This is a genomic window from Peribacillus simplex NBRC 15720 = DSM 1321 (genome assembly GCF_002243645.1).
In the GTDB taxonomy this organism is placed as follows: Bacteria; Bacillota; Bacilli; order Bacillales; family DSM-1321; genus Peribacillus; species Peribacillus simplex.
Genome location: NZ_CP017704.1, coordinates 3,375,106 through 3,386,874, shown reverse-complemented (window position 1 = coordinate 3,386,874; position 11,769 = coordinate 3,375,106). Strand labels below are relative to the sequence as shown.

The 11,769-nt window shown below is 36.0% G+C and carries 9 protein-coding genes and 2 pseudogenes; 2 read left to right on the top strand and 9 right to left on the bottom strand.

Going from position 1 to position 11,769, the window contains the following annotated elements:
• Positions 1-61: 61 nt before the first annotated feature.
• The 3 genes from BS1321_RS16295 to BS1321_RS16285 all read right to left on the bottom strand — a co-directional run bounded on the left by BS1321_RS16295 (position 62) and on the right by BS1321_RS16285 (position 3,442).
• A complete protein-coding gene (locus tag BS1321_RS16295; RefSeq protein WP_063236421.1) occupies positions 62-1,135 on the bottom strand; it encodes a helix-turn-helix domain-containing protein in 1,074 nt (357 codons plus the stop codon).
• A 481-nt stretch (positions 1,136-1,616) separates the two neighbouring features.
• Positions 1,617-2,528 (bottom strand): VanW family protein, encoded by a 912-nt coding sequence (locus BS1321_RS16290; RefSeq protein ID WP_063236420.1) that lies wholly within the window; start codon positions 2,526-2,528, stop codon positions 1,617-1,619.
• Positions 2,529-2,581: 53 nt separating this feature from the next.
• Positions 2,582-3,442, bottom strand: a complete 861-nt coding sequence (locus tag BS1321_RS16285) for a hypothetical protein (protein WP_063236419.1) — start codon at positions 3,440-3,442, stop codon at positions 2,582-2,584.
• A 354-nt stretch (positions 3,443-3,796) separates the two neighbouring features.
• On the opposite strand from BS1321_RS16285, the gene BS1321_RS16280 reads away from it, so the two are divergent.
• Complete coding sequence (locus tag BS1321_RS16280; protein WP_063236418.1) at positions 3,797-4,513, top strand: vanadium-dependent haloperoxidase; 717 nt, start codon at positions 3,797-3,799, stop codon at positions 4,511-4,513.
• Positions 4,514-4,716: 203 nt separating this feature from the next.
• On the opposite strand, the gene BS1321_RS27855 is transcribed toward BS1321_RS16280, so the two are convergent.
• From BS1321_RS27855 to BS1321_RS16250, 6 genes and pseudogenes are all read right to left on the bottom strand, one after another.
• The gene (locus BS1321_RS27855; RefSeq protein ID WP_063236417.1) at positions 4,717-4,914 is read right to left on the bottom strand and encodes a hypothetical protein; all 198 of its coding nucleotides are present in this window, start codon (positions 4,912-4,914) and stop codon (positions 4,717-4,719) included.
• A 64-nt stretch (positions 4,915-4,978) separates the two neighbouring features.
• Positions 4,979-6,112, bottom strand: a pseudogene (locus tag BS1321_RS16270) (glycosyltransferase family 4 protein); the annotation flags it as partial.
• Positions 6,109-7,209 carry a CotS family spore coat protein gene (locus BS1321_RS16265; protein WP_063236415.1) on the bottom strand — a complete coding sequence of 367 codons (1,101 nt, stop codon included), beginning with the start codon at positions 7,207-7,209 and terminating at the stop codon, positions 6,109-6,111. The gene BS1321_RS16265 and the pseudogene BS1321_RS16270, both read right to left, overlap by 4 nt.
• A gap of 319 nt (positions 7,210-7,528) precedes the next feature.
• Positions 7,529-8,051: pseudogene (locus tag BS1321_RS16260) on the bottom strand (IS6 family transposase); the annotation flags it as partial.
• Between the two features lie 69 nt (positions 8,052-8,120).
• Positions 8,121-9,254, bottom strand: a complete 1,134-nt coding sequence (locus BS1321_RS16255) for an NADH-dependent flavin oxidoreductase (RefSeq protein ID WP_063236414.1) — start codon at positions 9,252-9,254, stop codon at positions 8,121-8,123.
• Between the two features lie 218 nt (positions 9,255-9,472).
• The gene (locus tag BS1321_RS16250) at positions 9,473-9,841 is read right to left on the bottom strand and encodes a MerR family transcriptional regulator (protein ID WP_063236413.1); all 369 of its coding nucleotides are present in this window, start codon (positions 9,839-9,841) and stop codon (positions 9,473-9,475) included.
• A gap of 614 nt (positions 9,842-10,455) precedes the next feature.
• Between BS1321_RS16250 and BS1321_RS16245 the strand changes: the two genes are divergently transcribed.
• On the top strand, positions 10,456-11,691 hold the full coding sequence (locus BS1321_RS16245; RefSeq protein ID WP_094246619.1) for an IS110 family RNA-guided transposase: 1,236 nt from the start codon (positions 10,456-10,458) through the stop codon (positions 11,689-11,691).
• The last annotated feature ends 78 nt before the right edge of the window (positions 11,692-11,769 follow it).

Genomic DNA, 11,769 nt, shown 5'->3' with positions numbered 1-11,769 from the left:
ACACTGTATTGGAAACCCCTTCATTGATTGTCTTTAAAAATTCTTGTTCCCACTTCCAATTTTAAGTTTTATTAATAAGCTCTATATATTGTAAATCTCCATAGCCTACTGTTGGGAACAGAGCAAATAACCTATTAATTAATTCTGATGTTGCTAAATCTTTATTTTTGGAAATATACTTTACTACTGCATTATCTTCTTTTAGCATATCTAAATATATGTCTATTGCCTGATACATGACCGGAAGTAGTTCATTTGATGGTTTATTATGATTGACCAATACTTCCTTGTATACAGAATAATAATGACCTAATTTAAGTTCAGTTTGGTTAACTTTAAATTCATCCTCTTTGAAGCAATTTAAGAAAACTTTTCCTTCATATCCGGACTGTTCAAGATAGGAAAGTATGGTAAGTAGGTTCATTTGACAAAACATGTCTTCACCAAACCATAAAACGATACATTTATACTCTTTATTAAAAAGATTGTCTAATGGAACAATGACCTTTTTGATATAATTCTCTACCGACTCATGATGTCCAGAAGCTCGTGTGTTTATAAATTCTTTATCAAATACTTGTTTAGTAGTCGCGTTTACACACATCGCTTCATTAAATGGAGCGTAATCAGAATCTCCCATTAGTCTGTTATCTTTAAACTCCTCATACATAACTTGACCATTCAATATGTTGAGCACGTATTTGTCAAACAATTCACTCTTCTCATTTTGTAACTGTTCAACCTCAATTTTTCTAGAAACATTCATTCTACACCATTCCCCGTCTTTATTAATAGTGAGCTTAACAATTGACTGGACAGGCAACTTGTTAAGTTGATATTCTCTAGGATTGATACCAAAAACAGTTTTAAAGGCTCTGCTATATGCTTCTTGCGAAGAATAATCGTAATCAAAGGCGACGTCAATTATCTTCCTGTTATTTGCTAAATCTTCCGTGGATAAATACAATCTTCTAAGAAGAATATAGCGCCTAATACTTATACCTGTTACTTGGTGAAATTTAAACGAACAATAATAATGGGAATATCCCATATAATTAGATAGTTCATCTAATGATAATTGATTTTTTAAATTGTCTTCAATCCAATCAATCATAAGCTGTATCTGTTCATTCATTTATCTCACTCCTTAATAAAATTATAAGAGGTATCAATTTCTTTTATTTGATATTTCTTGTGATATATAAAATTAAAGCTACAATAAAAGCCGACACTATTAAAGTATAGTGTCGGCTTTTCATATACATAATCTGCCTTACAGATTGGAAAACGATCACATGAATGTCTTAAGGTTATTAATTATCAATATACCGATGCAATAATAACCGGATTAAGAAAAGACGAATTTGGTTTGCTTCTAAGAATTGAAGAAAATAACCGGATAAAGCCAGCCGGCATAATGGAGTTTGTCACTCCTGCAGCCAGGAAACAATTCTATAGCCAGTATCAGGATTTAATTGTTGGTGAAATTCATTTATAGATCCGAAGATTAGGTGCAAGGTAAGGTTCAGAAATTATACAACGGCGGTGCTATTGCGTATTCCGTCCATATTGTTGGATTGAAAATGAATTTTACAGAAATATTATAGTAGGTGATTTTATAAAAAAACAATCCGTTCTTTTGATATCTGATTTGAAGCAGCGGGCACTTTTCGTGTCTTATAATTTATCATATCTGAAGAGTAAACCATGATACTTACCATTCCTCCTTGCGTTGTAGCTCGGATTAGGATAGGTTGATTGTACTTGTTTTTAAAACTAAAATCAGGACCATACCAGCTTACTGTAGCATCGCGGCCAGATGGAACATACGGAACGCTCCTAGTATGGGAATAGCGTTGAATAGTTTGCAACCCTGCATTGTCGATAGCATTAAACAGGGTGGATGACACCTGACATATTCCTCCACCAACCCCTTCAGAAAACTCTCCTTTAACGATAACTCGAGCGAGCATATATCCTTTATCTACTGATCTCTTGCCAACGGCTTGATTAAAAGAAAACACCTCTCCTGGAAACACGACATAATTATTAATGGCTTCTGTAGCAAGCGAGATATTATTTGTACGATTTTTGTTGTTCACATTAAAATAAGTTCTATATTCACCTATCTTTTTTTCACGAATCTCCGCAAGTAATTCGCTGTCAACTTTTGGATGAATAGCAAGCAAAGGTACTTCTATTTTGTATGCTCCACTACTGTACAAAAAGGAATAAAATTGCTCTTTAAATGCTTGATGGTATAGCTTGTAACCTACCCGCCCAGGAAGAATATTACCTTGTTTGTCTATTGTGGCATTTACAGGTTTTTGGTACACTTGTCGGTCTATTTTTTCGACAAATTGATTGAATTTATCCACGTCCATGATAGGAACATCCAGTAAGGGCATAGTAATATCAGCATGGTTGACACTAGCAATCGTTTGTCCTTGGTGGGTTACCGATAAGCTTTCAGAAATATTCACTGGTTGAACGAATAGTAAAAGTCCGGCAATCCATGATAATCGCATCGAATGCACCCCCACACTGGATTGGAATTTATTTTTTCGAATCTTCACAAATCTTATTTTAAGTCTTCATAGATCGCATCTTGATCAATGAACCAACGATCAGTCAGACTCTCCCTTCGGATCATAAAATGGATGATCTTGTTTTCACTCCCTTCTCTCTCTTTATAAATCTTCACTTGAACCGGTACATCCACGAGTATTAACCCGTTTGCGTCTTCAAGTGGTTGTCCTGAAAAATCTCTAACCCCAAAGTATGTAATACTTTCAGCAAGCTTAATGAAACGATTGGAATGATCCGGATTTGATAAAGTCATTGATAATAATTTTCTATCTCCTTGATTCATGGCAATGGTGAAAATATGGATAAGTTCGTAGGGACTTACCGTGCCTAAATATTCATCAAGCTTACCGGCCGCTTTCAATATCATTAATTTATGAGCGGGATCTTCGTTTTTTAAACGATGTGTTAAACTTCCATAGAAATGAATACAGAAGTGACCTGAAAAACCATTTTGAAGAGCACCGGCACCATGTGGCATTCCATTCATAGAGGCAGCGATCATTTGATTATTAATTAATACAATAATCGCTCTTCTTTTCCAACTCCATTGATTATGATAAATTTTCTTCATAATCTGAGTATCATCCTTGGTTAGTGGCTGAGCATCGGCATGATGACTACCTGCTCTTCGTTGAACCTTAAATGATAATCCCGTTTCAATGTCTATAATGGTGAAATTTGTTCTATTAGGAATAGTGTTGTTTACTATCTCCCAAGGTAATATCTCAATTTTAAAGTTAATTGGTACTTCTTTATCTTCCCATTCAATTGCATAGACCGAATGATTCACCATTAAGACAAATATAAAAGTAAAAATAGCGATAAATTCTTTATAACATTTTTTTCTGATCATATGGTTTCTTCTCCTGTGTTTTTCTTATTATTTCAGGACATGATCATTTGAATACCTTTGAAAATTTGGAAATTTTTCAAATAAAACTCCGAAATGTTAATTTATATTGTAAAGGTTTGGGGGAATCAGCTTAAAGGTATAAAATGGCTCAATCAAAAAAGTTCATTTGAAATTGGAGTGACACGAAGTAAAACACATCTTAAGTTGTATAACTTCACATTTGAAAAAAAGAACCAACTTCGACAGTCTCCCCTGATCTTTCTCCTCTGATTAGGGGGCAAAAAGTTAAATGGTCATATTTCAATACTCTCAATCATAAGGAACAAGGAGAACATTTATTAGGGGGGTGTCTTTATGAGAACAAGTTATAGAAGATGGACAGAATATCCTTACCCAGGGGAGAGTATCCCACCTAAAGGTTCTCCAGAAGCAAGAAATTGGCCGATGTTTTTTATTTCAAGGGGAAGAGACAATGATTTCCTAGACCCCTTTCATCAACGTATTATTTGGCGAATTAACAACCCTGAAAATATTGATTGGGAAACAGAGTTATTCATTGTAGAGGAAACATTAAAGTCATTAACTTCCCCGCAAATACGAATCGCACAATATTGGGGAACAGGTGAATTAACCGCGAAAATTACCACTCTAATTTTCAAGTTAGCTGAAAAGCATAAGCTAGGATCACCGAGTGTTGCCAGGGTGCAGGGATATTTCCACGCTGCTATGAATGATACATTTGTTATGACGTGGTTTTTTAAATATCATTGGGATGTTGCACGTCCAAATCAATATGGCAGAAATCTATCTACTGTGTTGTTTACCCCACGTTTTCCAGCTTACCCTTCTGCACACGCTACTGTGGCGGGATGCGCAGAGGCAGTATTAAGTTATATTTTCCCTCAAGAGTCATCCGAAATAAAAAAATTAATGGAAGAAAGTGCTCAATCTCGTTTGTACGCTGGCGTACATTTTAACGTAGATAACAATGAAGGCTTAAGGTTAGGCAGACAAATTGGAGATGTAGTTGTAAGTTTATTAAGTGCACAAAATCTAAATACGCTTCAATAATATTTTTGGTTCAGGTTAAGGCTAACCTGAACCTTTAGTTACATAAAGAAAGAGCTGCATTAAAGTCAGCCCCGATCTTCAGCTAAAGCACCCCGAAAGTTAAACAAGGGCCATCCTATTTATTACCACAATTTTTTCGAACTGCGACACAATAACTTTCCCTAGGCTGATTTAGTAAAGATTGTTGCTTTTTAGAAGGAGTGTCATTGACAAATTTGTTGCATAAATTGAAACTTGGGGTGGTTCTGGAGAGCTTTAAGGTTAACTAGCTTTAGCTTATTAGGGATAGTAGGGGTAGGTCCTGCAAATGAATCATCGCCAATAATTGTGTTTCTCGTATCCTTTAGTAATTGTTCATATAAATGTGATACGATAAACCCTGCAGCACCAGTGACCTTCATGTACGAGCAACTCCAATATAGTGTCATCCATGTTCATATACACTTTTCTTGGTCTATACAGTTATTTTTTCCAAACTTCAAGTATTTCAGATCCTACTCGATTCCATTCATATAAGGAAAGGGCAAGTTCTCTGCCTCGTTCGCCCATTTTTTTCATTAGTGATTTGTTTGTTAGAATTTCTGTAATCTTTTCTGTAAAACATCCAGGATCTTCTGGATTCTCTACTACAAGCCCATTCTCTCCTATACGAATAACCTCTGGATTTCCGCCTCTTGCAGTTGTTACGATTGGAAGTCCTGCAGCCATTGCTTCATAATGGACGCGTGCAAGTGGTTCTTGCCATATTGATGTACATACGAATAAATCAGCAGCAGTAAACCAATTTTGTATTTCACTAGGTGATACAAAACCTGTTGAAACAACTGGGATAGGTAGCTTTTTTGCCAATGCTCTTACATAAGCTACATAATCAGTAACATCATTTTGGCTGAACCATTTACTTCCGACAATAACTAAAGCTAAATCCTTAAATTTACTTGAAAGCTCAGGTAATGCTCGAATTAGCCTATCGACTCCTTTATTATTTGATAGCCTTCCTGCAAATAATATGACCGTTTTGTTTTCAAGACCGTTTGTTTTTCGTATTTCATTACGAATTTTTTGCATTTTCGAGTGACTACCGGGTAGAAATCGATTGGTGTCTACACCAGAATAGATTGTGCGAATCTTTGATGAAGCTTGTGGATATAACTCTTTTATGACATTGCCTATATAATCACTGACAGTTACAATATTTGTAACTTCGTCTATGGCTGCTTTTGCTTCTTCCGGATTGATTTTCTCTGGATTAAACATATCATTATGCATGCTGAGGATAATTTTTGAATTAGGTGCTGCTTGTCGGACTGGCAGGACTAGTCGAGGTCGATTAAATATATGAATTAGATCGAAATGATTTGCTTCAAGATAGCTAATAACCTCTTCTCGATATACTTCGAATATTTTTCCAGGTACACGTACATACTGGTTTCCATCAATCGTTTCTTGATCAGGGAGTGATGGGTCATTAATTCCTAAAACCGTAATATTATGGACTTTACTTAAATATGGCAGGATGCCTGAGATGTAGGTTTGAATGGCACCACCTAGTACTGGAGGAACAGGAAGCTTTTCGGTACAAATCATTAAAATTTTCATGTTTGTTCTATTCCCTTCCAATCACCTTTAATTTCTTCTAAAACTGGCCATTTTGTCTGATCGGTATCAACAATTGTTTGAATCATAGTTGTTGTTTGATCATTTAGAAATAATTCAGGATCATATACTACTTCTTTAATATTCTTGTAAAATTCATTTGGAGAAGATAAATCGATCATTAAGATATCGTATAGTTGCGATGAAATTGGATTTGCCTCGTGATAGGACTGGATCATTTCTCTTACCCAAGTTGCATCCCATCTATATAAATCTGCCATTGTGCCGGTAATCAATTTTCTCAAATCTCGAATAGGAAGGTCATATGCAACACCGTCAAGGTCAATAATCCACATTCCATTAGAGCCCATTTGCCCATTTGACCAGCCATAATCTTGATGCACTAATCCCCAATATTCATTTCCTTGTTGTGCTAACTCTAAATAGCTTGATTCATTTAATTTCTCTAAACTTCTTATTGCTTGTTCTTCAAATTGATTTAAAACATTCAGTAAATAGGGGCTTGCAGGCATTTCTTCATATGCGTTAGCAATGTTTCGAAACCAATCCATTTTATTAATAACTTTTTGATAAGTCATTGGCCATTTATATAATCTAGATGCAACTTCAGCTTGTTGAGGTGGAACATAACCTTTGCTTAAAAGGTGGAATTCGCCGAGAGCATTACAAAGGTGTTTGGCTCCTTCCAAATCTTTTGTTACAGGTGCCAATGATTCGATCCACTCAGCGACGAACCATAATTTTTCTCCAGCCTCAACATAATCATTTCCATCTTTAGTTTTTACGATGGGCGGTACTCTTGCTTCCTTAACATTAACTAAATATTCTTGAGCTCCTAAGCTAAACATACTTCTTGTAGGTCTTCTGTGTAAAAGTTTTAAACTCTTTGGCCCTGAACTTGTTTCTAATTTCCATATAGAGCCACCTTTATCTGGTTTTGTTGTGACAACTTGCATGCTCTGAACGGAGAAACCGTAATGTTCAAGAACTTCTAGTGCCATTTTTTCAATATATTCAGGAACAAAAAACTCATGAGTAAGTTCATCTTCTTCCCAAGGCACAATTATAATTTTCTCCATGAAAACCCCTCCTATGATATATAAAAGTATTTTCCGCCAAAATAAGGGTAAGGTCACGACAGATTCATTATGTTCCAATATCAGGTCGTATCCCTATACAATCATAATTTTTACTCTAATGTTGAATATGTTCTTTATTTATCCGTGATTAATCGACACCACTGGAGTAATCATACTTTTTATTAACCTATGTAAAAAAAAAACTTTTGTATCGGACAATTCGCCCAAATTGTTAGGTAATTGTAGAACGATTAGGTTATAAAATGGTCTAAAGCTGATACTTATTTATAAATCGTTGTTCTGTTGCAAATATGACCTGTTAGAAACATAGAATCTCAATATCCTTTTCATCTATGAATGATGAGGCTACTCCAAATAATTTATTGGTGAATTCAATCTCGCCTTGGACAGACTTCACCCCTTGTTGAAGTTGTCCTTTTTTCAGCATATGCATCACCTCCACTTCAAAGTTGATTTGTTTGTCGGTTCGAAACGTTTTTAATCCTAGCATAGAACGACTCGTTTCTTTATAATGTGATGATCTTGCTCCAATAGGTTATTCCGGTACTTCTGTTGTCTAAGTTACATACCATCAGCTCTTTTTTAAAATCTTCAATTGCTATTGGATAAGCCGGATTCTTATCGACCGTCATGACACGAGGCTTAGAAACATGAAAAGACCGCAAAGCTTTCTTGAAGAAGCGCTTTGCAGCCTTTTTGTCTCTTGTTTTACTGAGATAAAAATCAATCGTGTTTCCTTTGGAATCCACTGCACGATACAGATACATTCATTGACCTATTACTTTGATATACGTTTCATCGACTCTCCAGGAGTCATTTGTAGATCATACAACTGAAGGTATACATCGCAAACCTCTCTTGCCCGTAGTTAATCAACCATTAGTTCTAAATTATTCCTCAATCTTAAACCATGGGCCTGAAGCTTGAATGATGCCCCAAAGTTTTTCTGGAAGCTCAAGCTCACTAACCTTTGAAGCCTTTATCGCTGTTTGGATCTCAGACACTTGTCCATTTTGAACCTTTTCAACCCAGTCTGGATTCATAATTAACGCGTGGCCAATTGCAGCTAGGGTAAGTCCCTTATCCAATGCTTTGGCAACATCATCCGGAGTTACCATAGAACCAGCAGCCAGTACAGGAACTCGTCCGTTTACATGGTCGACAACTAACTCAAGATATGTCTTTTCATCTTGACTGTCGACTGGCTTTGAAGAAAGAGCATCAGCCAATGAAGCATGCACATAATCAACATCCTCTTCAATCAAGCTTTCAATCAATGCATAGGTATCCTTCATTCTCAAACCGCCTTCTTGGTGTTCGTCAGGAGATATTCTGTATCCTAAAATAAACGGTTTTGTTGCATGCTTTTCAATGACATTTTTTACTTCCTGAACGATTGCCAGTGGGAAACGCATGCGATTTTCTAATGATCCTCCCCATTGATCTTCTCGTCTGTTGAAGAAAGGTGAGAAGAAGTTTTGTATTAAAAACCCATGAGCCCCATGAAGTTCAACACCGTCAAAACCTGCTTCAATTGCTCTTCTTGTTGTTTCTCCAAATGCATGAATCACTTCCATTATCTCGACATGGGAAAGCTCTCTAGGTAGCACTGAAGGTGCAAATCCAGTAGCTTCAGTCTCTAAAGCGCTGGAACTAACAACCTCACCATTTGGTGTCAAGTCCGGTAGTGCTTTGTTACCTGCATGGAAAATTTGAAGGATTGCAGGAGCTCCGCCACTTTTCGCGGCTTCAGCTAATTTACGTAAGCCCGGCGTAAATGTATCGTCATAAGCTGCAAATTCATTTGTAAAACCGATCCCGTTTGGAGTCACATGTGTACAACCTGTAATCACAAGTCCTACTCCGTTTACTCTTTTTTTGTAATAGGTTAATTCCTCATCCGAAACCGTGTAATCATCATTACTGGACCAAGTTGTCATTGGTGCCATAACCACTCTATTATTAAGGGTAATCCCGTTTTTAAATGTAAAAGATTTAAATAAGTTGCTATATTTTCCGTTCATTTTTTAACCTCTTTCTGAATAGTATCGATCTAACATTGTTAGTTTTTGTAAAGGTTGATTAATCCTTCATGTATTAAATGGTGCAAGAATAGGTTAATCCTTAGAGAGCACTCTAACGCAAGTGTTTTTTATTTTCGATAAAAACACGATGTAGAAAGCTGTCTGTACGAGGGTTATCAAATGATGCAAATGAAAAAAAACAACCAGCTGCTTAATTTCTAAGAGAAACAGTCTCCTACTTCATTTTCATAAAAATTTATTTTATTATCCAAATGCTCTAAACTTTGACGAATCTTCTCCAATTCTTCCACTACTTTTATGCGATGCTTTTTAAGCAGAGCTAATCTTTCTTCCATTGTTTTATCCCCCATATGCCCCCACATGGCAAATCGTTTCATGTCTTTTAGTGACATCCCTGTATTTTTTAGGTGGAGCAAGGATTCAATCCATAATTTATTTTCATCCGAGTAAATTCTGACATTGTTATTGTCTCTATTTACTTTTATTAACCCTTCTTTTTCATAAAACCTCAATGTATGTTCGCTTAGCCCAACTATTTTAGAAAATTCTCCAATAGAATATGTCAATATAACCGCCTCCATTAAATCTGATATGTCTATTTCTTCTTTTTTTTAATTTGTGTTATAAAGAAAGAATAATGCTTAGAGTTTACTCTAAGTCAAGAAATTGTAATTCTTCTGCATATGAAGATTAATGATCTATTTTTGATTTATTTCGTTAGGAAAACTTTAAAAAGGAGACTTAAAGAGTAGAGTAAAAAAAGTCACTTATTTATAAAGGGTTCCGTTTTGAAGTTCTTTTCCGAAATTTTGAACCAAAATGACAGTTGTTTTGACCTCGTTATTTTCAAATAAAAAAGCAAACTCGCCTTAGTTTTGGAGAGTTTGCTTTTTTATAGCTATCCGGTTCCTTATGCAACTAACCTGCCCCGTTCGTATTATAAGGTCAGCCAGAAAATATTTCTGGTTGACCATTTTTTATATGGTTTTATTATAACGGTAGCCGGGGCAAAACGTACCTGCTCGTGGGGATAGACCCCGTCAACTAAACAGTTTGCCCCCTACTTGTAGAAACATGATTAGGCTGGTTGGGACGTAGATCTCGTATAACAAGCGAAGCTGTGACACTGCAAGGAGAAATAGGGGTACCGGTAATCCACTAGATCAGGAGGAGATTTAGAATGAATCCAGTCGTTGGTCTGGATATTTCAAAAGGGGAAAGTCAGGTTCAAGCATTTTTGGATAAGGGTAAACCTTATCAAAGGAGTTTTAAAATAACTCATACTGTTGAGGGGCTTAATTTACTTGTAGCGTTTCTTGAGGATGTAAAGAAAGAGTCTGGTCAGAAGCCTTCAGTCGTTTTAGAAGCCACTGGACATTATCAAGCTCCAGTCGTTCATTACTTGGAAGAACAAGGATATTTATTGATTATCATTAATCCATTGATTTCATATAAGGCAAGAGGATCAAGCTTAAGAAAGGTAAAAACAGATGCCATTGATGCCTATCTTCTCTGTGAGTTGTTTTATAAAGAAGAATTAGAGCCATATAAAAAGCGTGGAGTCCAGTTATTGAACCTTCGTAATCTCACAAGACAACATGAAAACATAACTGGCGTTATGGTTCAAACAAAGCTTCAATTTCAGGCAGTGCTTGAACAAGTGTTTCCTGAATATAAAGGAGTTTTTGGAGATTTATATTCTGTGGTGTCACTCTTAACTCTTTCAGAGTTCCCCTCTTCAGAGGACATTTTGAAGGCAAGTGAAGAAGCAATGACAGCAAGGATATTTGAGTTATGCAAGAGTAGATCAATTAAATGGGCAAATGAAAAAGCGATTCAGCTTAAAGCTGCGGCAGCTCGTAACCCTTTTGAAAAGACAGTCTATCAGAGTCATATTTTAAGCCTTGGTATGTATATAAATATTCTTCTTCAGTACAAAGAGCATCTATCAAAGTTAGAGGCAGAGATAGACGCCCTCGCTAAAGAAATTGAAGAATATACGATCCTCAAATCTATCCCAGGTATCGGAGAAAAGATCGCGGCAACGATTATTTCTGAAATTGGTGAGATAGATCGATTTAATAATCCTAAAAAACTTGTAGCTTTCTCTGGAGTTGATCCTAGTGTATTCGAATCCGGTAAGTTTACAGCTACCAAAAATAGAATCACTAAAAGAGGTTCTAGCAGACTTCGACATGCCTTATATATGGCGGTTCGTTGTGCTATTCGTGATTGCCGGAAGTCTAAGACAACTGATGAAATTATCCCTCGAAATAAGAAGCTACGCGTGTTTTATGACAAGAAACGTGAGGAAGGAAAGCCTTATAAGGTAGCCGTCATAGCCTGTGTAAATAAGCTCTTACACTGGATTTTCGCTCTATTAAAGAACAAAATGACTTTCCAAGATATTGTTTAAAATTTATATTTAACTAAAAAGAACAAAACCTTCCAAATGAGAGTCTGAAGGAAGGTTATTTGGTATGCCTATTATTAG

Excerpts from the sequence above, each read along its gene's own strand:
- BS1321_RS16290 (WP_063236420.1), bottom strand. The coding sequence starts at position 2,528 with ATGCGATTATCATGGATTGCCGGACTTTTACTATTCGTTCAACCAGTG.
- BS1321_RS16265 (WP_063236415.1), bottom strand. The coding sequence starts at position 7,209 with ATGGAGAAAATTATAATTGTGCCTTGGGAAGAAGATGAACTTACTCAT.
- BS1321_RS16255 (WP_063236414.1), bottom strand. The coding sequence starts at position 9,254 with ATGAACGGAAAATATAGCAACTTATTTAAATCTTTTACATTTAAAAAC.
- BS1321_RS16245 (WP_094246619.1), top strand. The coding sequence starts at position 10,456 with ATGAATCCAGTCGTTGGTCTGGATATTTCAAAAGGGGAAAGTCAGGTT.
- BS1321_RS27855 (WP_063236417.1), bottom strand. The coding sequence starts at position 4,914 with ATGAAGGTCACTGGTGCTGCAGGGTTTATCGTATCACATTTATATGAA.
- BS1321_RS16280 (WP_063236418.1), top strand. The coding sequence starts at position 3,797 with ATGAGAACAAGTTATAGAAGATGGACAGAATATCCTTACCCAGGGGAG.
- BS1321_RS16285 (WP_063236419.1), bottom strand. The coding sequence starts at position 3,442 with ATGATCAGAAAAAAATGTTATAAAGAATTTATCGCTATTTTTACTTTT.
- BS1321_RS16295 (WP_063236421.1), bottom strand. The coding sequence starts at position 1,135 with ATGAATGAACAGATACAGCTTATGATTGATTGGATTGAAGACAATTTA.